Raw genomic sequence first — 24,350 nt, forward strand, 5'->3', positions numbered from 1 at the left:
TTGTAACTTCTTTTTCCACAAGAAGCAAGAAAACCTTTTACGGCCTGTGGACAAAAAAACGGGAGCAGGGTGGATCCGGCAAGACGCTCCGTCTTCCTTTCTCTCCCAGCTCCCGGAAATTTATCTGCCTTTTCCGTTGGCTTTTTCCATATGGATATTTTTTCCTTTGATTTTAACATCCTTCATAGCCTGTAATACTGTGTCGGCACTTTCTCTCGGCACCTCTACGAATGTATACTTATCATACATATCAATGCTTCCGACCATTTTACCCGGCATACCGGACTCTCCGGCAATGGCGCCCAGAATATCACCTGGCTTCACATTCTGGTTCTTTCCGATGTTAATGAACAGGCGGGCCATATCATCTCTGGAAGAAGAATCATATCGTCCTCCACGGCCATTTCCGTTTCTGCTGCCGCGGCCACGGTTTCCGCCGCCATATAGGCTTTCCAGTTCATCAAGGGAACGAGGCTCTCTTGTATCGATGATATCTTCATTTTCCTCGCCCATCATCATTTTCAGCAGAGCTGCTGCCAGATCAAGGGAGGTATAATCCTCTTCCAAAAGCTTCTTTTCAATGATGTTTACCATCTTGCTTAAATCAGTATCTCCAATGGTATCAGCCACATTTTCCAGAACCTTATCCACCTTAATAGCTGTTACGTCATTTAAGGAAGGGATTGCCTGAGGAATGATCTTGGTCTTGCAGTAACGCTGGATATCGCGAAGCTTATAAACTTCCTTACCCACTACAAAACTGAAGGCAATACCCTCACGGCCTGCACGACCGGTACGGCCGATTCTGTGAACATAATATTCGTCATCCTGGGGAAGGTCGTAGTTAAATACGGCCTCTACGTCGTCTACGTCGATTCCACGGGCTGCAACATCAGTTGCCACAAGAATCTCTGTCTTACCGTTACGGAAGCTGTTCATGACCCTGTCACGCTGGATCTGTTTTAAGTCTCCATGAAGTCCTTCCGCAAAGTAACCGCGTCCCTGAAGAGCCTGTACCAGCTCGTCTACCTGCTTTTTGGTATTGCAGAAAGCAACGGACAGCTTTGGTGCGTACATATCAAGCAGACGGCACATAACTTCTACCTTGCTCTTAGGCTTTACTTCATAATAATACTGGGTTACCTTGGGAACGGTCAGTTCTTTCTTTACTACCTTAACGGTCACCGGCTCCTGCTGGAACTTTCTGGCAATTTCCATGATAGCAGGCGGCATGGTAGCGGAGAACATAACCGTCTGGCGCTCTTCCGGAAGCTGGCTTAAAATAGTTTCCATATCCTCAAGGAATCCCATATTTAACATCTCATCGGCTTCATCCATGACTACCGTATGAACGTTCTCGAATTTCACGGTCTTCCTGCGCATATGGTCCATAACACGTCCAGGAGTTCCGATAATGATCTGAGTACCGTCTTTTAAAGAACGGATCTGTTTTACAATGTCCTGTCCTCCATAAATCGGAAGGACTTTCACACCGTGCATGTATTTTGCAAGCCTGCGGATTTCATCTGCCACCTGAATGGCAAGCTCTCTGGTAGGACAGAGGGCAACCGCCTGTAGCTTTTTCACCTTAGGATCAATCTTCTGCAACAGTGGGATGCCAAAGGCTGCTGTTTTTCCGGTTCCTGTCTGAGCCTGCCCAACGATATCCCTTCCCTCAGCCTGGACCGGAATGGCCTGGGCCTGGATCGGAGATGCCTCTTCAAATCCCATGTCTGCAACTGCCCGCAGAATTCTTTCATCTAACTGTAATTCATCAAATCTAATTGTTTCCATAAATGCTTGGTTCCTTTCTTACGGCCAACCGGCTTCCCATGTTGCCGACGGCCTCGCACACACTTTTCGCAAACAAAACGAGAGGTATCAGGCACGTTTCAGACCTTCATCCTCTCGCTTCACACAAAGATATACTATAGCAGATTTTTTTTTGAGTGTCAAGGGCAATGACTTGAATTTCCCGCAACTTTTCAACAGGAAATAATTACCAAATCCCTTAATTCCTATCTTTTTAACCAGCCGTTCTTATTAAAATACCATATCTCTATCAGAATAATTATTACGCTGGCTGTCACACAGACCTGATAGCCGTAATCCCAGTTAAGTTCCGGCATATTTTTAAAATTCATGCCATACCAGCCGGCAATCAGCGTAAGGGGCATGAAGATCACAGTGACCATTGTGAGAAAGGACAGCACATGGTTCTGCTTCATATCTATATGCACCTGATACATTTCCCGGATCTGCAGGGCATATTCCCTTAATTCCTTTCCATGCTCGGTAAGCCTTGCCATACGGCCGGAAAACAGATGGAACAGTGCACAGTCTTCATCCTTTAATAGCCCATTATAATTTTCCGTCAAGGTTTGGCTGACATTTAATAGTTGTCCATAGTAGGAAGAAATCTTTGCCAGCTCCTTCCTCGCCCTTAGTATGGCTCCCGGAACATCACTCCGCTCTCTTTTTCCGCTCATGATCCGGTCTTCCATTGCTGCCAGCTTTTCCTCATACTTCTGTAAAAATTCAATCTCATCCTTAACCTGATACTCCAGAAATTCAAAAAACATATGGGAAACACCGGTCTTGTCAAAGTACTGGATCCGCTCCATTTCATGAAGTATTTTTTTCGCTTCCCCGCTGTCATCAATGAGTATAAGCCGGCTTTTGTCCATGTAATAGCCAAACACTACGGGACTGCCCAGAAGTTCCTTTTTAACAGGAATAACAAGGGTTCCGATGATACAGTCCTTTAATAAGTCTGCCCTGCAATACTGCGCCCTTTCCAAACTTTTCATCAGCAAATGGTCCTGATACTTCGTATGATATTCTTTCCAGTATTCTTCCTTGCTCATGATCTCCACAAGGGCCTCCCCTTCCGGAACTACCTCATCCGTTCCCACGGGAACCAGCCTTTTCTTTATTCGATAACGCACGTTCTTTTCCTCCTGCCGATGTATATTTATCAAGCGGCCAGACCTCCTCACCCAATCCCTGCCAGCCTGTTCCTTTATCCAATTTTATCCCTGGTTCTCTTCCATGTCAACAAAACAGGCCCTTTCAGCGAAAAACCGGGCATTCACCCGAGTTTCGCCAAAATGGCCTGTATTTACAAAAGCTTCCTATTCTATTCGCCATACAGCTGGTGCACAATCTCAGCGATCAGCTTTGCAGTTCCTGTAACTCCAAGAAGGGAGGAGTCGATCATCAGATTCTTATGCTTCGGATCACCTGGCAGATAACCGGCGTATTTCTTATGATAGGCATTTCTGGCCTTGTCTACGGAGGCGATCATTCGTTTCCCCTCACTCTCAGTCATGCCAAGAGTGTTCACACAGTTTTCCAGCCTTTTTTCATAAGGTGCATAAATGAAAATATTGATGTTGTTCTTTTCCTTTTCCAGTAAGTAATCCGAGCATCTTCCTACCAGGATGCAGCTGGACTTTTTGGCCAGATCCAGAATAATGCCTTTTTGAACATCAAAAATAATATCCTGGATATAAGTCTCGTCAGTTCCCAAAGGAAACATGCGTGGCAAAAAGCTTTGCTTTGACTTTTCTTCTTCATCGCTGACCGTGGAAACAGGAAGGTTCAACTGCTTAGCGACCTCCTCCACAATATCACGGTCATAGAATTCCACTCCCAGCTCTCTGGACAGCTCCTTGGCGATGGAACGCCCCAGGCTTCCGAATTCACGGGTAATGGTGATAGTAAACTTTTTCATGTCAAGATGATCCTCCCTAACCAGTCACAATGGTTTTCTGATATCCCCTCACCGCGCAGCTAAGGGCAAAGCAGATGGTAAAATAGCAGAGAGCTTCAAAACCGAATAAAAGCAGCATGCCTCTGACATCGTATATGCTTCCAAGAACAACGGAGCAGTTTCTCATAAACTCCGCCACATCCACCATCTTTAAGAAGGAAGTGTCTTTGATAATGGTGATCACCTGGCTGAGCAGGGCCGGAATCACCTTCTTATACATCTGGGGAAGCACGATAAATATAAGAGTCTCTATAAAGCTGAATCCCTGGGACTGGGCTCCCTCGAACTGCCCTTTTGGAATGGAGTTTAAGCCCCCCCGGAATATTTCAGCCATGACCGCTGAGGTAAAAAGGGAAATCGCAAATACTGATACTCCTACCTTATTCCCCTTTACTGTGAAATAGATCCAGAGTATCCACAAAAGATTGGGTGTACAGCGGAAAAATTCCGTATAGGCAGCCACGAGCCTTCCTGCCCACTTCCATTTCCCTGATGAATAGGTCCTGATAAGAGCCAGGATCGTTCCGAAAAATGTACTGATAACGGTGGCCAGAACAGCGATCATGACCGTCATTCTTAGGCCCTTCAGCATGAAGGTCACATTAGCCGGTGTAAATATTTGATGAAATAATTCTAACATGCTGCCTCCTCATCTGCCTTGATATCAAGCGTTTTTGCTACGGGAAGCCGCATGGATCTGATTTCCAGATAACGGGCCAGCCTTGCCAATGGGAAACAGATGATAAAGTACATCACGGCGCTTGTAAAATACGCCTGGGCAAAGTATCCCCGGTCAGCTCCCCAGGAATCCGTAAAATACATAAGGTCCATACCAGCCACCATAGCCAGAATGGAGGTATTCTTCACCAGATTCAGCGCCTGATTCGCAAGAGGCGGCATAATAATCTTTATAGTCTGAGGCAGAATGATATGATACATGGTATCCAGATAGGAAAAGCCCTGAGACGAAGCTGCCTCGGACTGGCCTTTTGGTATGGCTTCTATTCCGGTCCTTATGACCTCTGATATATAGGCGCCATGATAGACACCTACTCCGATCACGCCCAGCACGAACTTGGGAATCCGGAACCCTGAGCTGGAAAATACCATAGGCAGCACAGAATAATAGCACAATACCTGCAAAGCCAAAGGCGTATTCTGTATGAATTCCACATAAATTCGTGAAATTATCTTTAATGGCTTAAATTTAGCCGTGGAAAACATACCAAATATCACTCCCAGGACCAGCGCAACGGCCAGCCCCACCAGTGATATTTTAAGCGTCATAAGAAAGCCCGGTATATAATATTCAGGAAATGCCTGAAACAGGGCATTCCAGCGTTTTGCATCAAAAAGACCTTTTATCATGTCATCTATCCTTTACATATGGGTTTACTGCAAGCCCCATTTGTCCTGAAGATTCATAAGAGAACCGTCAGAAATCATGGAAGTCACTTTATCATCAACAAGAGCTGCAAGCCCTGCATTCTCTTTTGCTGCTGCAACACCATAATCCTGTTCCGCGAACCGGTCCTGTAAGATCTGGTTGCCGTCGTTTAAATAGCCTGCCAGAATCGCACGGTCTACGGAAAAGCAGTCGATCTGATTGGTTGCCAGTGCCTGAGCCAACGCCGGATAACCGTCAAACTCCTGGAACTGAGGATTTACTTTGTATCCCTTTTCATCAACATATTTCTTAAAGCCGTCCTTTGTCGTAGAGGACTGGGCAACTCCGATGATCTTGCCATCCAGATTTTCAATGGACTCAATCCCGGAACTCTTATTAACCAGAAGTCCTACCGCATCAGTGAAATATGGGGTAGAGAAGTTATAAGTTTCTTTTCTTTCCGGTGTAATGGTAAAGGTAGCGATAACAAGATCGATCTCTCCGTTCTCTAAGAGAGGTCCTCTTGTCTTAGCGGTTACGCCCTGGAATTCTACCAGCTTCTTTTCTTTTGCTTCATCTGCGGTGCATCCGAAGATGGAGCCGGCAATCTCATAAGCCAGGTCATCCTCAAAGCCTTCATATTCTCCGGTAGCCGTATTCTGTAAGCTGAACTTTGGAATATCTGCCTTACAGCCAACCTTTAAAACTCCGCGGTCAATAATTTTCTGTACGTCTGCTGCTGCTTTTCCGCCTGCTGCATCTGAGCCAGCTGCTCCTTCCTTTGCAGTAGACTCAGCTGGAGCAGCCGTAGTAGCCTCCGGAGCCTTTGCGCCGCATGCGGTTAAAGATGCCACAGTCGCAAAAGCAAGGGCAAGTGATAACATTTTCTTCATCATAATTGGTTCCCTCCTCATTAATATAATTTAATCAACATCCTAATGAAGGATCTTGCTTAAAAACGCTTTGGTCCGCTCATGTTCCGGACATTCAAAAAAGTGTTCCGGTGTTCCCTCTTCCAGGATGTAACCTCCATCCATGAAGATCACCCGGTCTGCCACCTGGCGTGCAAAGCCCATTTCATGAGTCACACAGATCATGGTGATGTTCTCATGAGCCAGCTCCACCATAACATTTAAAACCTCCTGAACCATCTCAGGATCCAGTGCAGAGGTAGGCTCATCAAATAGTATTAAGGGCTGTTTGGTGCATAGAGCCCTGGCTATGGCCACTCGCTGCTGCTGACCGCCGGAGAGCTGGACCGGATAATTTCCCGCTTTTTCCTTTAAACCGACTCGTTCCAGGCATTTGATGGCATTCTTCTTTGCCTCTTCCTTGGGAACATGCTGCAGCTTAATGGGTGCTAAAGTCAGATTTTCTAAGACAGTGAGATGGGGATATAAATTGAATTGCTGAAAGACCATGGAGGAATACTTTTTAGCCATTTCCAAATGGTTCTTTTTTGTCACTTCCGTGCCTGCCACGGTTATCTTTCCGCTGGTTGGTTCCTCCAAGTAGTTGATGCAGCGGATAAAGGTGGACTTTCCTGAGCCGGAGGGTCCGATTATGACCAGCTTTTCGCCCTCCTTTACTGTCAGGCTTATATCCTTTAAAACCTCTAAATCTCCGAAGTTCTTCTTTAAGTTTTCAACTTTCACCATATCTGGCATAATTCCATCCCCTTTCCTCTTATTTCTTGTTTATGTCTTTTGGACACAAGGCGTTCTGTATTTCTTCCTAAAAATATGCAAAAAGACGCCTTAGAGTTTGAATGTCTTAAGCGTCTTTGCTTAGTCTTTTTTTAATTGTTGTTATTATAAAAAGTTTTATTTGAAAAGTCAAGGATTATTTTCGTTTTATCCTTTAATTGGCAGACAAGAGCATGCCACAAAATGTCCGGGTGAAACCTCTTTCATCTCCGGCACAGCCCTGCTGCATTCTTCTACGGCATACATGCATCTGGTATGAAAATGGCAGCCGGAAGGCACATGCATAGGGCTTGGAAGTTCTCCATGAAGCATCAGCCGCTTTGACTTTGCAGAAAGTTGCGGATCAGCTACCGGGATAGCAGAAAGAAGCGCCTTTGTATAAGGATGAAGAGGATTTTCATACAGTTCGTCACTGTCTGCGATCTCCACCAGTCTGCCTAAATACATGACGCCGATCCGTGTGGAAATATGGCGTACCATGGACAGATCATGGGCTACAAACAGATAAGTAAGCCCCATCTCCTCCTGTAAATCCTCCAGCATGTTCACTACCTGTGCCTGAATGGAAACATCCAGGGCCGAGATCGGTTCGTCACAGAGTAAAAATTCCGGTTCTACTGCCAATGCCCTGGCAATTCCGATCCTCTGACGCTGGCCTCCCGAAAACTCATAGGCATACTTGTACATGTCATCCGGCTTCATTCCAACCTTTTTAAGCATCTCTTCGATTCTGCCGTCCACCTCGCTTGCCGCTATGCCAGATACCGCCGCCATGGACTCTCCAATGATCTCCCGCACATTGTGGTGAGGATCCAGGGCTGAATAGGGATCCTGGAAAATGATCTGCATCTGCCGGTGGATCGGAAGTAACTTACTGCCCTTTACCCTGGTGATATCCTGCCCCTTAAACAGGATAGACCCGCTGGTTGGATCGTACATACGGATTAGGGTCCGTCCTAAGGTGGATTTCCCGCAGCCGGATTCTCCTACCAGTCCAAAGGTTTCCCCTTTTCGGATGGTAAGATTCACCCCGTCCACTGCCTTTACCTCTGCCTTCTTGCGGCCGAAAAAGTCCTTGGCAGGAAAATATTTACATACCTCCCTGGCTTCCAGCAGGATTTCCTGGTTCCTGTTATCCATATCAGTCTACCTTCCTTTCCCTTGCATCCAGTTCCTCTGCCGAATAGATACACATGGCTCTCTGGGTGTCCGAATATGCCCGGTACTTGGGAATTCCCTTCTCACACTGTTCACAGGCAAATTTACACCGCTCAGCAAAGGGACAGCCATCCGGAGGATCGATTAAGGACGGAGCCATTCCCGGGATTGGTTCCAGCCGCTTCCGGTCCCCTGTCTGAGGTTTGGGAATTGCCTGAAGAAGGGCCCTGGTATAGGGATGCTTAGGCGAATAAAAGATTTCTTCGGTAAGCCCCTCTTCCATCATAAGTCCGCCATACATGACCATGATCCGGCGGCTTAAGCTTGCCACCACTCCAAGATCATGAGTGATGAGTATGATACTCATTCCCGTTTCATCCTGCAGTTTTTTCAAAAGCTCCAGGATCTGGGCCTGAATGGTAACATCAAGAGCCGTAGTCGGCTCATCTGCAATGAGTAACTTCGGCCGGCAGCAAAGGGCCATGGCAATTAACACCCTCTGTCTCATACCTCCGGAAAATTCATGAGGATACTGATTAAGCCTCTTTTCCGGAGATGGGATTCCCACCTGTTCCAAAACTGCAACCGCTTCCTTCTGAGCAGCACGCTTATCCATTCCCCTGTGGCGTTTCAGCACCTCTGTCAGATGAAAGCCAATGGTTCTTAAAGGGTTCAAAGCCGTCATGGGGTCCTGGAAAACCATGGCGATCTCTTTTCCCCTCATCTTTCTTTGCTGCTCCGGTGTCATTTCAAGTATGTTCTTATCCATAAATAAAATCTGGTCCGCGGTGACCTCTGCATTCTCCGGCATCAGGCCCATGATGGATTTCATCAGAACACTTTTGCCGCTGCCAGATTCCCCCACAACGGCCAGGATTTCCTGATGGCCTGCATAAAAGCTTACGCCGCGAACCGCCTTTACCGATTTCCCGTGGGTGCGGAAGGTGGTATGCACATTTTGGACGGACAGGATTTTATCATCGTTTTTCTTTATCTCTTCCAATTCCTGTTTCCTCGCTTTACTCTTTTTCGTCGTTCATAATTTTAGGTTCCACGAAAACCCGGAGCAGATTTCCCAGCTTATTAAAAGCAAATATCGTAATGATGATCAAAAGTCCCGGGATCAGCGCCATGTAAAAGGTGTTCTGCATGGTTCCCTGAGCATTTTGCAAAAGACTTCCCCAGGAAGACATCGGCTGTTGGACACCAACTCCCAGGAAACTTAAGGAAGACTCTGTCATAATTGCGTTGGCCATGCTTGTGGTCGCCGATACAATGATCGTAGGAAATACGGAAGGTATGATATGACTAATAATGATCTTCCAGATGCCCACGCCGGAAAACTCCGCATAAAGGATGAATTCTCTTTCCTTAAGGGAGAGAGTCTCGGCCCGCACCAGCCTGGCAATCTCCATCCAGGTAAAGAAGCCGATAACCAGAATGATGGACTTTAATCCTGGCCTTAAAAAGATGCTGACAACGGTTACCAGGATCATCCAAGGAATGGAATACAGGACATCTACGATACGCATAAGAACCATATCCACTATCCCGCCGCAAAAGCCGGAAATGGTTCCCACTGCCACGCCGATGGTAAGGCTTGTCAGCATGGCCAAAAATCCTACCAGCAGGGAAACACGGCCGCCGTAGATAACTCTGGCAAAATAATCTCTTCCGACTTCATCGGTCCCGAACCAGTGTCCGGCAGACGGAGGCTGAAGGCGGTTTGCAATATTGGTGGCATTAGGCTCTACAGGAAGAAGGGGCGCAATGAGTGCAAATAATATGATTAATCCCAAAAGAATCAGGGAAATGACTGCCGCCTTATCATGCTTTAATGCCAGGAATACGCTGTCCACTCTTACGGATCTGTTCTTCTTTTTGTTCACTTCGTTTCTTTTCATCCTTTGTCACCCCATTTCCCTGATTCGCGGATCCGTGATACAGTATAGGATATCCGACAGAAGGTTACCAAGAATAACGAGGGAAGAGGACAGAACCAGAACGATCATGACGATGGGATAATCCATGCCCTGGATCGCCTTGATAAAATAAGGTCCGACGCCCGGCCACCCAAATACGGTCTCCGTAATGATGGCCCCTGTTACCAGAAGCTGAAGAGCCATGCCAAGCCTGGTAATAATGGGAAGCAGGACGTTCTTACAGACATGCTTAAACATAATTTCCCCTCTGGAAGCGCCAAAGGCCCGCTGAACCAGCACATAGTCCTCAGAAAACTGGGTGACCGTGGAAGAACGGACAAACTTAACATTGGCCGGTAAAAATGCAAAGGTAAGGGTGATAAAAGGCATAATAAAATGTCTTAGAAAATCCGCCATAGAAGCTTCCTTTCCTACGGAATGCATTCCTACGATGGGAAGAAGCTTAAGCTTATAACCCAGGACAAAAATCAAAAGCATGGAAAACCAGAAGGAAGGAACGGCGATCGCTACGGAAGAGAATCCGTCTATCACTTTGTCTGCTGCCTTATTCTTGTGGGAGCCTGCCAAAAGTCCCAGTATGATTGCCAGGATATAAGCGGTTCCATAGGCCGGAAGTACCAGTTTTATGGTGTTTGGAATCCTCACAGCAAGATCCCCGGCAATGCTTTGCTTGGTTACGATGGAATATCCGAAATTCCCGTTTAATATCCCGTTCAGCCAGCGTAAATACTGGATGAACAGAGGCTTGTCGTACCCATATTTGGCCTTAATCAATTCAATTGTTTCCGGAGACATCTTTGGTGTTGTCATTGCATCAATGGCATTATACGGTGCAAAATGCATCAAAGCAAAACATAGAATTGTGATTAAAAGGACCATGGGTATGGCTGTCAATATCCGTCTTAATATATATTTCGCCATATGGTTTCTCCTTATATATAGAAAGAGGTGTCTGCCGCAGGATTCCAGCAGCAGAACACCCTTTCCTCTTCACAGCTGATCCACAACCCGCCATTTCTGTTGCTTATGAATCTGCTGTCATCATTACTTCATCTGTAGTTTGGAAGTATCTTCAAAGGTATAAACAGGAACCAGCTTTGACTCTTCAATTCCTGATACGTTTTTGGATACTACAAGAAGGCGTTTATTGGAATACAGAGGATAGAAGCATGCGGTATCCTGCAGTTTCTGCTGGATCGTTGTATAGATTTCTTTACGCTTTGCATCATCTGTTTCCTTCCGGCCCTGGGCAAAAAGGTCATTCATCTCAGGATAGTCGTAATGCATATAATTGTATGGTGCACCTGATTCAAATAAACTTGAAAACGTATCCGGGTCAATGCCCATGATATATCCGCCAAAATACATATCATAAGGATTATCATCCTGCTTCATCTGCTGGCTGAGAGCCGTCGAATCCACGCCGGTTAAGTTCACCTTAATTCCTGCCTTCTGAAGCTGTTCCTGTATCATAATGGCTGAGGTGGACTGGAGGCTGTCGGAAGCGTTATAGGCAAGTGTCAGTTCCTGATTTGTTACACCGGAAGCTGCAAGAAGCTCTTTGGATTTATCCAGATTCTGTTCGTATTTCTCCACATCCTCCGTAAAATACTGGCTGTTGGGAGGCATGAAGCTCCATGGAAGATCATAATACTGGGGATCCAGGAGTGCTGCGTCTGCAATGGCCTTTTTATCCAGGGCATAGAAGATCGCTTTCCTGAAGTTTTCATCCTTTATGCGGTTTGCATTTATCATCATATATCCCACACGGCCTTCCTGGTATGGGTAAACCGTCAGATTGGCTGCATCCAGGTTCATCTGTGCCACCTGCGCAGGAGTTCCGATCCAGGCGTTTACTTCCCCGCTCTGAATGGCTGTCATGGCTGTATTTTCATTTTCAATGATCCGGTATACAAAATTATCAATAGAAGGAGCACCTAAGAAGTAATTCTCATTCTTTGTGAATTTTACATAGGAGCCTGGGGAGTATTCTGCCATTACATAAGGTCCTGTACCGACCGGCTTGGTGTTTACGTCATTGTTTTCAAAGTTCTCCACGTTTTCATAGATATGCTTTGGCATAATGAATATCTGGGAAAACATTTCCACTGCAGCGGAGTTAACAAAAGGCATGGTGAGGGAAACCGTATAGTCATCGAGCTTTTCGATCTTAACTGCTCCTTCAGGGAATACCAGCTGAGAATATGCCCAGCCTGCGTTTTTCTCATCTGCCATGGCTTCAAAGGTAAAGACAACGTCATCGGCAGTGAATTTCTCTCCATCAGACCATTTTACATCATCCCGAAGGTGCATGGTATAGGTCAGTTTGTCATCGGAGGTGTCTATGCTCTTTGCCAGGAAATAATTGATTCCATCTGCATTGTACATATATAACGGGGAATAGATCATTTTAATTGTCATAAGGCCGAAACGGTCGCTGGTTGTAATTACATTTACATTAGCGCCCGGATCTCCTGCAATTGCGTAAGTAAATGTGCTTTCCCCTCCTGCAGCCGTTTGTCCGGCTCCGTCATTAGATCCGCCTGCTGAACTGGCATTCGCTGCTGTGGTACTTTCTGCAACCGGGTCCTTTCCTCCGCAGGCAGTAAGGCCTCCCAGCACCATGACAGATGCTAACAGGAATGCTGCACTCTTCATAAATCTTTTCATACATTTCTCCTTTCAGTTCTCCTATAATTATGCCTGATACCGCAACCGGTCATCAGTCGGAAAAGTCAGATTCATTATAAACATATTTCCGGAACTTTTGCAACTGTTTTTAAATTATTTCCTACTTTTTCTATATGCATTAAGGTGATTAAAATTAAATTACCCACTGATGGAATTGATCCTCTTATCATTTGACCATTTGATGATCAGGTCATTTTTCCCGTATCCCGCAGGATAAAGGAGATCAAGCTCCACCTTGGTATAATCCTTAGATTTACCCACTTTAATGTTTAATACCTTGATTTTTTCCTCATTTAGATAATGAAGCAGCTCTATCATAACGATGTCATATTGGTTCGTAGTTATTTTTAAGACTCCTTGGAATGGCTCCCTGGACAAAAAAGGTACATCATGAAGGAGGATCTGGGTGAAAATAAGAAAAAGACCTGCTCCGCACCCCATAAAGTAGTCACCTGCACCGATTGCCATCCCCACACCTGCAGTTGCCCAGATGCCTGCTGCAGTGGTTAGACCACTGACGGAATGATTCTTAACAAAGATAACCCCTGCTCCAAGAAAACCGATTCCTGATACGATCTGGGAGGCGATTCTGGAAGCATCAAAATTAGGGACATCCCGGAACCCGTACTTGGAAATCACCATCATCAAAGCGGCTCCCATAGCCACAATGGCATGGGTTCTCATCCCTGCTCCTTTGTAACGATTCGTTCTCTCATATCCGATTAAATATCCTAAAAATCCTGCAACAACAATTCTAAAAAACAAACCCGTCTGGTAGATAAGGTCATACCTTTCCACAAGGCTTCCCAGCACTTTCCAAACCTGGCTCATGATCACTCCTCTTTTCTGATATCAATTATCCATCAATATCTTATAAAGTATGCTGCCAGAGTATATCATGTTTGCAGAAGCGAATCCGTTTGTCCGGATCTGCTGGAAACGACAGAAGCGCGGTGTTTTATCCGGAATAAAACACCACGCTTTCTAGCCGATCAATTTATTTTAATTCTTTGATCCAGTTGTATCTGGGATCATCTACCCGTGTTGTCCATGGGTTATCCGGAAGGTGCCGGATCATCCAACAATAGTACATGGGAAACCCAGGGGCGGTTACCTGGGGATGGGTTCTGCCGCCGGGAATGGCAGCACAGCTTCCATCCTTGATTTTAAAGACATCCTCTCCGATAAAGCAGGCGCCAAAACCTTCCGGCCGTTCAAACCGGTAATAATAAACCTCAGGCTGAGGATGCTCATGAGGGGTGTAGCTGGACCAGCCTCCCTGATGATTGATCACTTCCCCGTTTACCATATTGGAATAGGGAGCATTGTTGTAGTCGAAGACGGTGCGGACCGTCCGCTTCATCTTACCATCCAAAAGACCTTCCCCGAAAATATCATTGGTACAGTCTTCCGGCTTATAGAATACGCTGTCAAACTCCCTGTCATTTCTGGTGCACTGGACCAAAACCTGACTGTCTTCTTTTGCCGCCACGTTTACCATAACGCCCTTTGAAACGTGAAGACAATAGGGACCTTCTTCCGTCAGGTTGCTTCTATTTCCCCGCTCCTTCCTGTCTTCCCAGGAAAACAGGATATCCCCGGTAAGGAGAAGGACCGCCATCTCTTCCGACTGACTGGAGAAGGACCGCTCCTCTCCTGCCTTCATCTCATAAACGGCAATGTCCATTAACATATCATTTTCCTTATCCCCTGCATTTGTGAGGAGTTTTACTCCCTTGGGATCAAATTCCGGGTAACTGAATAATTCGCTCATGGCAGCTCCTTTCGACCGTTCATTACATCATGATTTCAGAAATTCTCACAGGTCTGTGCTCCTGTACAGACTTTTTGGCAGCAATGCCCATTAATACAGGTTTTAATCCATCCACTACACCAAGAGGAGTATCGGTATCATTCTCAATGGCTTCTATAAAGCAGTTCACTTCCTTTGCAAAGGACTGCATATAGCGCTCTAAAAAGAAGTAAAGAGGCTTTTCACCGGTGACGCCATCGGCAGTGCTTAATACTGCGCTGGATTCGGTATCATTGGAGGTTGCCACCATTCCCTTGGAGCCGAATACCTCTGCTCTCTGGTCATAGCCATAAGCGGCCTTTCTGGAATTATCAATAACTGCCAGGCTTCCGTTCTCCATCTTTAAGGTAATGACTGCGGTATCCACATCCCCTGCTTCCCCGATGGCCGGGTCCACAAGCACTGCGGACTGAACATAGATTTCCTCTGCATCACAGCCTGCCAAATAACGGACCATATCAAAATCATGAATGGTCATGTCTAAGAACATGCCGCCGGATACTGCCGCATACTCTGCGCTGGGCGGCTCAGGATCTCTGGATGTCACTTTGATGATGTGAGGCTCTCCGATCTTTCCGGCTGCAACCGCATTTCTAACTGCCTCAAAGTTGTGGTCAAAGCGGCGGTTAAAGCCTACCTGATATTTTATCTTACTGCCCTCTAAGGCTTCAATCACTTCTTTGATCTTATCAATGTCGTGGTCAATTGGTTTTTCACAGAATACATGCTTTCCTGCTTTAATGGCCTCAACTGAAATGGGGGAATGGGTGTTGGTAGAAGAGCAGATCAACACGGCGTCGATCTCCGGATCTGCTAAAATCTCCTTATAATCCTTGGTAGTATTAGGAACTCCCATGCTCTTTGCCCATTTGTCTGTTTCCTCATTCATGAATGGATCGGCAATGGTCTTGATCCTTCCGTTCTTTACAAGGTTGCAGATGCTGGTTGTATGTACCTTTCCGATTCTTCCTGCTCCGATAATTCCTACAGTTACCATAATTTTCTTCTCCTTCTCTTTTCTTATTCTTAAAGACCGGTTTTTTCAGCAATAAATTTTCTTGCGCGGATGGCATATTCCAGAGGATTTGCCTTTGCAGGATCCTGCTCTGCTTCCACTACCATGTATCCCTCATAGGAAGCATCCTCCAGCACCTTGAAAATAGGATCAAAGTTCACACAGCCGTCTCCTGGAATGGTGAATGCACCTGCCCGTACCCCTGCCAGGAAGCTCATCTTTTCTTCTCTTACTTTTTTTACAATCTCTGAACGGATATCTTTTAAATGAACATGCTTGATGCGCCCCACATATTTTTCCACCATAGCAACCGGGTCCTCACCGCAGTATGCAAAATGGCCGCTGTCAAACAAAAGGCTTACATATTCCGGGTCCGTGTTCGCCATCATGCGTTCCACCTCTGCAGCACTCTGAACAACGGTTCCCATATGATGATGGAAGGTTAAAGCAACCCCGTATTTTTCTTTGGAAAGCTTTCCAAGGCGGTTTAAGCCTTCACAAAGCAGCTCCCATTCTCTGTCATCCATCTCATGCTTTCCTTCAAACACAGGCTGGTCCTGATCCCCCTGTGTGCTGTAGCTCTGCTCGGAAACGCCTACAACCTTAGCTCCCATGGCAGCAAGAAACGCCACATGCTTTTCAAATCCTTCTTCCGTCTCCTCATAGGGCCTGCTGATTAAAAAGGTGGAAAACCATGCGTTGCAGATCTCTACTCCCCGAAGGTCCAAAGCCTTTTTTAAATCTTCCACATCTCTTGGATATTTGTTGCCCACCTCGGAACCGGTAAAGCCTGCCAGAGCCATTTCGCTGACACACTGTTCAAAGGTGTTTTCTTTCCCTAAATCCGGCAAATCATCATTGGTCCATGCAATCGGTGCAATTCCTAATTTCACTTTCTCCTTGTTTAACATATTTGTATCCCTTCCCTGTCATATAATTTTTTATTCCGCCGGCATTGCAGCAGATTAATACTTTCTGGCTTCATTTCTTCCTTCTAAGACTCTTTCCCACGCCTCTCTCACGCTGCTCTTTTCCGAGGTTGTGGCAATTCCTACGTTCCACCAGGATTCATAACCATCCGTCATGGTTTTGGGGATCACCTTTAAATCAAACAGGCAGGCCCTTTCCTGTTGTTTGGCATCTTCCAGAGACTCTTCCAGCTCTTTGGTGGTTCTGCAGGTATAAGCTTTCAGACCATACCCCTCCCCGATTTTGGCATAATCAACTGGAATTAAATCCCCGGAAGGCTTCTTCCCGTCCGTATAGCGGAATTCCGTGGCAAGGCTTCCGATCCCATGGTTCATCTCCAGATTATTGATGCAGCCAAAGCCGCAGTTATCAAATATCAGAATATTGACCTTCTGCCGTTCCTGCATAATGGTCATAATTTCGCTATGTAACATCTGGAAGCTGGAATCGCCGACTACACAGTAAACTTCCGTATCCGGCTCCGCAAATTTAACACCCAGGGTGGCTGCCACTTCATACCCCATACAGGAGTATCCGTACTCTGCATGGTATCCGCCCCGTTTGTCAGTCGTCCACATACGCTGCATACAGCTCGGAAGGGAGCCCCCTGCCGTGATGATGGTAGCATCTTCATCGATGACCCTTCTGATTGCTGCAAGTGCAGCTGTTTGGGTGAGCCTTCCATTGGTTAACCGGACAAACTCCGGGATCGTCCTGGGATCCCTTGCTTTTATGTTGGGTTCAAAATCATCTCCGGTGTATTCAATGCTTCCCAAACGCACCATCTCTTCATCCCATTTTCTTTTTGCATCGGCGATCTCGTCTTTGTACTGGGACACATACTGTTTTTCCCTGAGCTTTTCCGCCAGCGCCTGAACGGTAACCTTCGCATCTCCCACTGCCTTGACTGCATCCATCTTGTATGCATGGAACCTGCTGTTATTGATGGTAATAAATCTGACGTCATCTCTTTTAAACAGCCACTTTGAGCTTGTTGTAAAATCACTCAGCCTGCTTCCGATAGCGATCACCACATCAGCATCCCTAGCGATTACATTGGAGGCATAGGTACCTGTGACTCCGATACCGCCCAGACAATAGGGATGGCTTGATTTACAGGCACTCTTTCCTCCCTGGGTTTCTCCAAAGGGTATGTTAAATTCTTCACAGAATTTTTCTACAGTTTCTCCCGCATCGGAGTAGCGGACTCCTCCGCCTACGATAACAAACGGCTTCTTTGCCTCTGAAAGGATATCTGCGATCTCATCCAGTTCTTCTTCTACCGCAAGAGGCCTGGTAATCCTGTGGACCCGCTTCTTAAAGAAATAATCCGGATAATCATAGGATTCTCCCTCTACATCCTGGCAAATGGCAATGCAGCATGCTCCGGTTTCTGCCGGATCTGTGAGCACACGCATGGCACTAATCAAAGCGCTCATGATCATCTCCGGTCTGGTGATCCGGTCCCAGTATTTGCACACTGGTTTGAACGCATCATTGGTTGAGATCGAAAGACTGCTGCTTTGTTCCAGCTGCTGCAATACCGGATCAGGCTGCCTGGAGGCAAAGGTATCGGCCGGAAATACCAGCAGCGGAATGTTGTTTACCGTTGCGGTTGCACAGGCTGTTACCATATTGGCCGCACCCGGTCCCACGGATGAGGCACACGGAATGATTTTCTTCCGGTTATTCTGTTTTGAAAAGGCAATGGCCGTATGGCACATCCCCTGCTCATTTCTTCCCTGAAGCACCTTAAGCTGACCGGGGTCCGAATCCAGAGCCTCACCTAAACCAACCGCGATTCCATGACCGAAAATAGTAAAAATACCTTCAACGAACTTTGTTTCCACTCCATCGACAGAAACATACTGGTTATCCAGGAACTTCACCAGTGCCTGTGCTGTTGTCATTCTTATTGTTTTTGACATGATCCGCTCTCCTTTATATTTTTATACACGGGCAATCATTTCACCAAACTTTTTCTTTTCTTCTTTTATAAATGCATGTACCTCCTCCGGAGCCGGCAGGGAATCCGAACAGTTATTGCTCTTTACCATCATGGAGGCCTCTGCCGAACCAAACTCCAGACAGTCTATGATATCCCAACCCTGGTACAGGCCGTAGAGGAACCCGGAACCATATCCGTCGCCGCCGCCAAATCCCTTTCTGGCTTCCACCGGGAACGGTTTGATGGAAAATGACTGTCCGTCATAAGTATAAGCCGTAGACCCTTTCATTCCATGCTTAATGACCACGATCCTGGCACGATATCCCTGCCAAAGAGCCGCACTTTCCTCGTCTGTCATGCCTGGTCTGATCAGTTTCTCCGTTAAGTCGAATTCTTCTCTTGAGCCCATGATTATGTCAGCTTCTTTGGCAACTGCAGAGTAATATATGGAGATTTCATCCGCATTCTTCCAGTTATAGGCTCTGTAATCGATATCAAAGATAATTCTGACATCGTTTCTCTTCGCCAGCATGACCGCCTTAAGGGCTGCTTCTCTTGACGGGCTTTGTGCAAGTGCCGTACCTGATATGAGAATTGCTTTTGCCTTTTTGATATATGCTTCGTCTATGTCTTCTACATCCAGCTGCAAGTCAGCAATGCAGTTCCGGTACATCAGGATATTACTGTCACTGGAAGAGAGCATCTCTGTAAAAGTCAGTCCCAGCTTTTCTCCATTTTTACACTTTGTAATATGAGAGGTATCGATCCCCTGTTCATTAAAATAATCCACGACAAATTCACCGAACTGGTCATCTGACACTTTCCCGATAAATCCCGCCTTCATGCCATGTCTGGTCACACCCACGGCGATGTTAGCCGGAGAACCGCCTACAAACTTTTCAAACATGTGCACTTTTTTTAACGGCTTAAATTCTTCTTTCACATACTCATTGTAAGCCGGATTAAAATCAATTGCCACCCTTCCAAGAAGAATTATGTCCATTTCTCTGGTTTCGTCAAATTTTACATATTCCATCGTTACATCTCTCCCATCCCGTTTTGCATGCGGAAACCATTTTTTGTAACGAAAAAACACACTGCAAGGTCTTAATCCGCCTTGCAGGGCGTTTTTTCTATCATTGGCCGGCTTCTTTTAGATTGTACCATCCCAGGTATTCACGTTTGTGGATTCTCCGGTTTCTTCGTCGAACCACCTGGTGGTGACAACTTTATTTTCTGTGAAGAATCTGAATCCATCCTTGCCTAAGCAGTGCAGATCTCCGATAAATGACAGCTTCTTGCCGTTGAAAGGAAACATTCCAACCGGAACCGGAATCCCCACATTGATACCGATCATACCACCGTCGGTGTGTCTTGCGAACTCTCTGGCATAGTGACCGTTCTGCGTAAAGATAACAGAACCATTTGCATATGGATTGGCATTCATGATCTCTAATCCCTCTTCAAAAGTCTTTACTCTCTTGATGCACAGCACCGGTCCGAAGATTTCTTTTTCCCCTACACTCATGCCGGGAGCCACATGATCAAATATTGTGGGCCCTAAGTAAAAGCCGCTTTCATAACCTTCAACAACAATGTCCCGTCCATCAAGTACAAGCTCTGCGCCTTCTTCTATTCCTGTCTCGATCCACTTGACGATAGAATCTTTATGAGCCTGATTAACCACCGGACCGAGTTTCGAACTCTTATCATACGCCGGACCCACTTTAAGAGTCTTGGCCTGTGCGATAATTTCCGCCACAAGAGCATCGGCAATTCCCTCCTGCACGACAACAACAGGAAGAGCCATACATCTTTCTCCTGCACATCCAAAGGTGGAATTAATAATACCAGCCGCTACCCTTTTGACTGGCGCATCATTTAAAACCAGAGCATGGTTCTTTGCTTCGCAGAGAGCCTGAACTCTCTTACCTGTTGCAGCAGCAGTCGAGTAGATATGCATACCCACAGATGTGGAACCTACGAAGCTGATCCCTTTGATGTCGGGATGAGTGAGAAGAATCTCTGCTTCATTTCTGGAGCAGGTGACAATATTAATAACGCCGTCCGGCAGTCCTGCTTCTTTATACAATTCTGCTATACGCATACAAGACTGAGGGGTAAAGGATGCGGCTTTCAGCACAATGGTATTTCCGCAGGCGATGCACATAGGGGTCATCCAGCCCATAGGTATCATTGCCGGGAAATTAAATGGCACAATGCCGGCAAATACTCCAAGAGGCATACGGTACAGAACCGTATCAAATCCGCTGGAAGCGTCCATCAGGCTGTCTCCCATCATCAGTGACGGAGCACTTATGGCCTGTTCGGTTCCTTCTTTGGCTTTCAGTACATCGCCCTGAGCCTCTTCCCAGTTTTTGCCGTTTTCTTTTGCTACCAGCATGGTCAGTTCATCCATATGCTCGATGAGCAGATCCCTGAGCTTATAAAGTACCTGAACTCTTTTAATCACAGGGGTAGATGACCAGGACGGATATGCCGCTTTGGCTGCCTCCACGGCTTCTTCCACTTCTGCCGGAGTACAGCAAGGCACCTTGGCAATTACTTCACCGGTACTGGGATCGTACGCATCAGAATACTTTTCTGTCTTCGATTCCTTCCATTGACCATTTACAAGAAACTTTAATTTTTTTACTTCTCCCATTTTTATATCCATTCCTTTCTCTTCGCTTAACATACAAAGCGTTATAAAAAACGGCTTGTTTAAGCGGTTTTTAATGATATCATACTGATTTATGTAAGCGGCTCCTCACAGTTAAAGATCCGGATATGCTGCTTTACATTCTCATACACTCCCCGGACCATCGCTTTATTCAGTCCGAAATAATCATGCTTTCCTTCAGATTCCAGATATTTTGCAGCTTCATATGTAAGACTGTCAAAGCTGGCTGTTGCAATGTTGATCTTTCGGATTCCTAGGCCTATGGCTTTCCGGAAGTCCTCTGGAGTAATTCCGGTCCCGCCGTGAAGAACCAGAGGAACATCAGTCTTCTGATCAATGGCTTCCAACACATCAAAAGCCAGTCTGGGAGCCACCGGATAATTGCCGTGAGCATTACCGATTGCTACTGCCAGTGCATCCACACCGGTCCTCTCGCAAAAGGTTCTGGCATCGTCAGGATTGGTACATCGGATTCCCTCATCCGTACTCCCATCCTCGCTTCCGCCCACCAGGCCAAGCTCTGCTTCTACAGTCGCTCTATATACCCCTGCGAGATTGACTGCCTCTAAGGTCTTTGCCATATTCTCTTCAAAGGGAAGGTTGGAGCCATCCATCATCACGGAGGTGAACCCATAATCCAAAGCCTGTTTTAACACTTGAATGGTCTTGCCGTGATCCAGATGAACTGCGATATCGACCTTTGCATTCTTCGCTGCCTCCACCATCATGGGCCCCATCAGAGTCAGCGGGGAATGAGGAAGACGCACTTCCGCGATCTGTAAGATAATGGAGGTATTCATATCTTCAGCTGCCTTTACAGCTCCCTTCACCATCTCAAGGTTTCCCACACTGAAGGCTCCAACCGCCCTGTTTTTTTCTGAGGCCTGATCCAGCAATTCCTTCATTTTTACTAATCCCATACATCTTCTCCTTTATCCGGGCTTCCATCCCACTGACTGTGGAAAATTTCCGCCGCATGATCCCTAATCATCTCTTTTCTGGTATGGAAGGAGAAAATCACATTTCCTGTTCCACTACCATTTCATCAATGACAATAAGAGTTTTCCTCTCCCTTCCTCTTTATGGTTATGTTTTGATTTTATTTATGTAATGTTATGGTCATATTTTAGCACTTATTTCGATGTCAGTCAAGACATTCCTCTATTATTTTATAAATAATGGTTAAGTGTTGGTTACTTCTTGATATTTTTTTGTACATCTGCTATAATCTTTCTATAACAGTATGCCAGAGAGGCAGCTGAGCAAGGAGTACACTTATGAGAATTTCCCGAATCGACCAATTGGAGCAATATATACTGGAGCACAGAACGGCTTCCATTGATACTCTGTGTGAAGAATTTAAAATTTCAAAAAACACCCTTCGCCGGGACTTAGAGATCCTTGTCGCCCGCGGCACCGTGGAAAAAGTCTACGGCGGCGTCATTGCATGTGAAAATGCGACCCCTATCCCGAATCTGGTCACCTTCCATGAGCGTACCGGAAGAAATGCCCAAAGTAAACAAAAGATCGCCGCACTGGCCGCTTCCTTTGTACGGGAGAGGGATATCATATTTATTGACAGCGGGACCACCACCATGAGCATTGTGGATCACCTGGCCCATTTAAGTACGGTCACTGTCATTACCAACAGCCTCCAGGTCATCAATAAATCCATGAATTATCCCAACATTAATTTAATCGTCCTCCCAGGATCCCTAAAAAGGGATACTGCTTCATTAGTGGGCAGCTCCTGCGTGGAATACTTAGAGGATTATAACATTGTCCGGGCATTTATGGCCTGCACCGCAATTTCCCTTCAGGCTGGGGTTTGCAACGCCTCCACAGAGGAATACATCATTAAGAAAACAGCGTTAAAAAAGAGCCAGAAACACTATCTTCTGGCTGATTCCTCAAAGTTTGGGCGTACCTCACTTATGACCTTCGGAGAGATCGGTCAGTTTGATTGTATATTGACAGAACAGATGCCTGATGATGAATTCAGTTCTTACTGCAAAGATCAGGACTGTGCCATCCAAATCGCTCCCGAATCGTAGATGAAAGCTTTATCTATTCGGTGTGGAGAGAATCTTCTGTTAAAAAGATAATCAGCGGAAAATAAAAGAAAGACACAGGTGCTGCTGTTGCTATTTGGCACTTCCTGTGTCTATTATAAGTGGTTTAACTTTTATAATCTTCCAACTCCTGAATTGCGCGGTATATCATTTCTTTTGTAACCGGATAAGGTGTATGGGTCAGTTCCTGATTTGCCAGCGCTGCCTCCAATACATCCTCAAGCGAATCGCTGCGGTCCAGCTCCAGGTCTGCCAGACAGACCGGAAGACCGATGGAACGATTCAGTTCATAAGCCTTCTTAAACTTATCCCAGTTCTGATCGAGAATCAGATTTACCAGAGTGCCATAGGACACAACCTCACCATGCAGATGATTCTTTTCGATACTTTTACGCTTTGTCAGTCCATAAAATAACGCATGTGCGACCCCGCCGTTATAATCTGGTTGAACCGATACCGAAGTGACGCCAGGAGCTACGACGATATTTAAAATCGTATTTACCAATGCCTCGCTTATCTTTCCTGCTTTCGCATCCTCCAGTGCCTGCTTTCCTTCCCGAACCATTGGAAAAAAGCACATATTACCGGCTGTGATGCCAAACTCACTGCCAAAGTCCAGATGTTCACCTGATTTGGCTGACCACTCGGATTCCACATTTTTCGCCATTGCATCACCAATCCCTGCCCAGAGAAATTTTGTCGGAGCCGCCAATATGATACGTGGATCGATAAAGCAATGAGACGGCACGGATCTCAGTTTTACGATCTCACGGAAGGAACCATCCTTATGATACATAATGCTGATTTTTGTTACCGGAGAACAGTTTGATGCGATGGATGGAACCGTAAACACAGCCTTTCCCATTCTGTCCCCAATTACCTTACCCGTATCAATGCATTTTCCCCCTCCAACGGCAAGAATCATATGGATTTCCTGACTGCCGAGTATTGCAAGGATTCGTTTCACATTTTCAAAGGTTGTGTCCCTGCCGTAAAGCACTTCTGCTGTTACGGTAAGTCCTGCTGCCTGCAATGCAGGCAAAACATAAGATTTCGATGCATTCCATGCCTTTTCGCCATAAACCACTGCCACTCTGGTTCCGTATTTTCTCATCTCATCACCAAATGCTGAAAACGCATCCTCACCAACCGTAAACTGGGGCAAATAAATCGATGTTCGTCTATTCATG

The 24,350-nt window shown here is 46.0% G+C and carries 23 protein-coding genes; 1 reads left to right on the forward strand and 22 read right to left on the reverse strand.

The window, feature by feature from the left end:
- Nucleotides 1–120: 120 nt before the first annotated feature.
- The 21 genes from BMX69_RS17885 to BMX69_RS17980 all read right to left on the reverse strand — a co-directional run bounded on the left by BMX69_RS17885 (nucleotide 121) and on the right by BMX69_RS17980 (nucleotide 22,008).
- Entirely contained in the window at nucleotides 121–1,794 is a 1,674-nt protein-coding gene (locus tag BMX69_RS17885; RefSeq protein WP_054791343.1) for a DEAD/DEAH box helicase, read from the reverse strand.
- Nucleotides 1,795–2,018: 224 nt separating this feature from the next.
- A complete protein-coding gene (locus tag BMX69_RS17890; RefSeq protein ID WP_147297071.1) occupies nucleotides 2,019–2,948 on the reverse strand; it encodes a magnesium transporter CorA family protein in 930 nt (309 codons plus the stop codon).
- On the reverse strand, nucleotides 2,902–3,030 hold the full coding sequence (locus tag BMX69_RS24940) for a hypothetical protein (RefSeq protein ID WP_278280689.1): 129 nt from the start codon (nucleotides 3,028–3,030) through the stop codon (nucleotides 2,902–2,904). Before BMX69_RS24940 ends, BMX69_RS17890 begins: the two co-directional genes overlap by 47 nt.
- 109 nt (nucleotides 3,031–3,139) lie before the next feature.
- Complete coding sequence (locus BMX69_RS17895; protein ID WP_054791340.1) at nucleotides 3,140–3,736, reverse strand: cytidylate kinase-like family protein; 597 nt, start codon at nucleotides 3,734–3,736, stop codon at nucleotides 3,140–3,142.
- 16 nt (nucleotides 3,737–3,752) lie between these two features.
- On the reverse strand, nucleotides 3,753–4,415 hold the full coding sequence (locus tag BMX69_RS17900) for an amino acid ABC transporter permease (protein ID WP_054791339.1): 663 nt from the start codon (nucleotides 4,413–4,415) through the stop codon (nucleotides 3,753–3,755).
- Nucleotides 4,409–5,143 (reverse strand): amino acid ABC transporter permease, encoded by a 735-nt coding sequence (locus BMX69_RS17905; protein WP_100043112.1) that lies wholly within the window; start codon nucleotides 5,141–5,143, stop codon nucleotides 4,409–4,411. Before BMX69_RS17905 ends, BMX69_RS17900 begins: the two co-directional genes overlap by 7 nt.
- A gap of 24 nt (nucleotides 5,144–5,167) precedes the next feature.
- A complete protein-coding gene (locus tag BMX69_RS17910; RefSeq protein WP_054791338.1) occupies nucleotides 5,168–6,058 on the reverse strand; it encodes a transporter substrate-binding domain-containing protein in 891 nt (296 codons plus the stop codon).
- A gap of 39 nt (nucleotides 6,059–6,097) precedes the next feature.
- Nucleotides 6,098–6,829 carry an amino acid ABC transporter ATP-binding protein gene (locus BMX69_RS17915; protein WP_038284088.1) on the reverse strand — a complete coding sequence of 244 codons (732 nt, stop codon included), beginning with the start codon at nucleotides 6,827–6,829 and terminating at the stop codon, nucleotides 6,098–6,100.
- A 186-nt stretch (nucleotides 6,830–7,015) separates the two neighbouring features.
- The gene (locus BMX69_RS17920; RefSeq protein WP_100043113.1) at nucleotides 7,016–8,008 is read right to left on the reverse strand and encodes an ABC transporter ATP-binding protein; all 993 of its coding nucleotides are present in this window, start codon (nucleotides 8,006–8,008) and stop codon (nucleotides 7,016–7,018) included.
- A gap of 1 nt (nucleotide 8,009) precedes the next feature.
- Complete coding sequence (locus tag BMX69_RS17925; RefSeq protein WP_100043114.1) at nucleotides 8,010–9,029, reverse strand: ABC transporter ATP-binding protein; 1,020 nt, start codon at nucleotides 9,027–9,029, stop codon at nucleotides 8,010–8,012.
- Between the two features lie 16 nt (nucleotides 9,030–9,045).
- Nucleotides 9,046–9,930, reverse strand: a complete 885-nt coding sequence (locus BMX69_RS17930; RefSeq protein WP_054791337.1) for an ABC transporter permease — start codon at nucleotides 9,928–9,930, stop codon at nucleotides 9,046–9,048.
- Nucleotides 9,931–9,936: 6 nt separating this feature from the next.
- The gene (locus BMX69_RS17935; protein ID WP_025230216.1) at nucleotides 9,937–10,890 is read right to left on the reverse strand and encodes an ABC transporter permease; all 954 of its coding nucleotides are present in this window, start codon (nucleotides 10,888–10,890) and stop codon (nucleotides 9,937–9,939) included.
- Between the two features lie 123 nt (nucleotides 10,891–11,013).
- Nucleotides 11,014–12,639: an ABC transporter substrate-binding protein gene (locus tag BMX69_RS17940; protein ID WP_054791336.1), complete on the reverse strand. Its 1,626-nt coding sequence runs from the start codon at nucleotides 12,637–12,639 to the stop codon at nucleotides 11,014–11,016.
- Nucleotides 12,640–12,798: 159 nt separating this feature from the next.
- Nucleotides 12,799–13,491, reverse strand: a complete 693-nt coding sequence (locus BMX69_RS17945; protein WP_100043115.1) for an MgtC/SapB family protein — start codon at nucleotides 13,489–13,491, stop codon at nucleotides 12,799–12,801.
- 166 nt (nucleotides 13,492–13,657) lie between these two features.
- Entirely contained in the window at nucleotides 13,658–14,434 is a 777-nt protein-coding gene (locus tag BMX69_RS17950) for a 5-deoxy-glucuronate isomerase (protein ID WP_054791334.1), read from the reverse strand.
- Between the two features lie 22 nt (nucleotides 14,435–14,456).
- A complete protein-coding gene (gene iolG / locus BMX69_RS17955) occupies nucleotides 14,457–15,470 on the reverse strand; it encodes an inositol 2-dehydrogenase (RefSeq protein ID WP_054791398.1) in 1,014 nt (337 codons plus the stop codon).
- A 29-nt stretch (nucleotides 15,471–15,499) separates the two neighbouring features.
- Entirely contained in the window at nucleotides 15,500–16,399 is a 900-nt protein-coding gene (gene iolE, locus BMX69_RS17960; RefSeq protein WP_100043116.1) for a myo-inosose-2 dehydratase, read from the reverse strand.
- A gap of 54 nt (nucleotides 16,400–16,453) precedes the next feature.
- The gene (gene iolD, locus BMX69_RS17965; protein ID WP_054791333.1) at nucleotides 16,454–18,385 is read right to left on the reverse strand and encodes a 3D-(3,5/4)-trihydroxycyclohexane-1,2-dione acylhydrolase (decyclizing); all 1,932 of its coding nucleotides are present in this window, start codon (nucleotides 18,383–18,385) and stop codon (nucleotides 16,454–16,456) included.
- A 21-nt stretch (nucleotides 18,386–18,406) separates the two neighbouring features.
- Entirely contained in the window at nucleotides 18,407–19,441 is a 1,035-nt protein-coding gene (gene iolC / locus BMX69_RS17970; RefSeq protein ID WP_100043117.1) for a 5-dehydro-2-deoxygluconokinase, read from the reverse strand.
- Between the two features lie 117 nt (nucleotides 19,442–19,558).
- Entirely contained in the window at nucleotides 19,559–21,103 is a 1,545-nt protein-coding gene (locus tag BMX69_RS17975; RefSeq protein WP_330387468.1) for a CoA-acylating methylmalonate-semialdehyde dehydrogenase, read from the reverse strand.
- Nucleotides 21,104–21,159: 56 nt separating this feature from the next.
- Nucleotides 21,160–22,008 carry a class II fructose-bisphosphate aldolase gene (locus tag BMX69_RS17980; protein ID WP_054791332.1) on the reverse strand — a complete coding sequence of 283 codons (849 nt, stop codon included), beginning with the start codon at nucleotides 22,006–22,008 and terminating at the stop codon, nucleotides 21,160–21,162.
- Nucleotides 22,009–22,365: 357 nt separating this feature from the next.
- Between BMX69_RS17980 and BMX69_RS17985 the strand changes: the two genes are divergently transcribed.
- Nucleotides 22,366–23,142 carry a DeoR/GlpR family DNA-binding transcription regulator gene (locus BMX69_RS17985; protein ID WP_100043118.1) on the forward strand — a complete coding sequence of 259 codons (777 nt, stop codon included), beginning with the start codon at nucleotides 22,366–22,368 and terminating at the stop codon, nucleotides 23,140–23,142.
- 124 nt (nucleotides 23,143–23,266) lie between these two features.
- Here the strand turns inward: BMX69_RS17985 and BMX69_RS17990 are convergent, their stop codons facing one another.
- Nucleotides 23,267–24,349 (reverse strand): iron-containing alcohol dehydrogenase family protein, encoded by a 1,083-nt coding sequence (locus BMX69_RS17990; RefSeq protein WP_100043119.1) that lies wholly within the window; start codon nucleotides 24,347–24,349, stop codon nucleotides 23,267–23,269.
- Between the last annotated feature and the right edge of the window lies 1 nt (nucleotide 24,350).

Origin of the sequence: Lacrimispora sphenoides JCM 1415 (assembly GCF_900105615.1) — a bacterium.
Taxonomy (GTDB): domain Bacteria; phylum Bacillota; class Clostridia; order Lachnospirales; family Lachnospiraceae; genus Lacrimispora; species Lacrimispora sphenoides.

Coding starts and splice junctions, on each gene's coding strand:
- BMX69_RS17885 (WP_054791343.1), bottom strand. CDS start 1,794: ATGGAAACAATTAGATTTGATGAATTACAGTTAGATGAAAGAATTCTG.
- BMX69_RS17895 (WP_054791340.1), bottom strand. CDS start 3,736: ATGAAAAAGTTTACTATCACCATTACCCGTGAATTCGGAAGCCTGGGG.
- BMX69_RS17900 (WP_054791339.1), bottom strand. CDS start 4,415: ATGTTAGAATTATTTCATCAAATATTTACACCGGCTAATGTGACCTTC.
- BMX69_RS17905 (WP_100043112.1), bottom strand. CDS start 5,143: ATGATAAAAGGTCTTTTTGATGCAAAACGCTGGAATGCCCTGTTTCAG.
- BMX69_RS17910 (WP_054791338.1), bottom strand. CDS start 6,058: ATGATGAAGAAAATGTTATCACTTGCCCTTGCTTTTGCGACTGTGGCA.
- BMX69_RS17915 (WP_038284088.1), bottom strand. CDS start 6,829: ATGCCAGATATGGTGAAAGTTGAAAACTTAAAGAAGAACTTCGGAGAT.
- BMX69_RS17920 (WP_100043113.1), bottom strand. CDS start 8,008: ATGGATAACAGGAACCAGGAAATCCTGCTGGAAGCCAGGGAGGTATGT.
- BMX69_RS17930 (WP_054791337.1), bottom strand. CDS start 9,930: ATGAAAAGAAACGAAGTGAACAAAAAGAAGAACAGATCCGTAAGAGTG.
- BMX69_RS17935 (WP_025230216.1), bottom strand. CDS start 10,890: ATGGCGAAATATATATTAAGACGGATATTGACAGCCATACCCATGGTC.
- BMX69_RS17940 (WP_054791336.1), bottom strand. CDS start 12,639: ATGAAAAGATTTATGAAGAGTGCAGCATTCCTGTTAGCATCTGTCATG.
- BMX69_RS17945 (WP_100043115.1), bottom strand. CDS start 13,491: ATGAGCCAGGTTTGGAAAGTGCTGGGAAGCCTTGTGGAAAGGTATGAC.
- BMX69_RS17950 (WP_054791334.1), bottom strand. CDS start 14,434: ATGAGCGAATTATTCAGTTACCCGGAATTTGATCCCAAGGGAGTAAAA.
- iolG (WP_054791398.1), bottom strand. CDS start 15,470: ATGGTAACTGTAGGAATTATCGGAGCAGGAAGAATCGGAAAGGTACAT.
- iolE (WP_100043116.1), bottom strand. CDS start 16,399: ATGTTAAACAAGGAGAAAGTGAAATTAGGAATTGCACCGATTGCATGG.
- iolD (WP_054791333.1), bottom strand. CDS start 18,385: ATGTCAAAAACAATAAGAATGACAACAGCACAGGCACTGGTGAAGTTC.
- iolC (WP_100043117.1), bottom strand. CDS start 19,441: ATGGAATATGTAAAATTTGACGAAACCAGAGAAATGGACATAATTCTT.
- BMX69_RS17975 (WP_330387468.1), bottom strand. CDS start 21,103: ATGTTAAGCGAAGAGAAAGGAATGGATATAAAAATGGGAGAAGTAAAA.
- BMX69_RS17980 (WP_054791332.1), bottom strand. CDS start 22,008: ATGGGATTAGTAAAAATGAAGGAATTGCTGGATCAGGCCTCAGAAAAA.
- BMX69_RS17985 (WP_100043118.1), top strand. CDS start 22,366: ATGAGAATTTCCCGAATCGACCAATTGGAGCAATATATACTGGAGCAC.
- BMX69_RS17990 (WP_100043119.1), bottom strand. CDS start 24,349: ATGAATAGACGAACATCGATTTATTTGCCCCAGTTTACGGTTGGTGAG.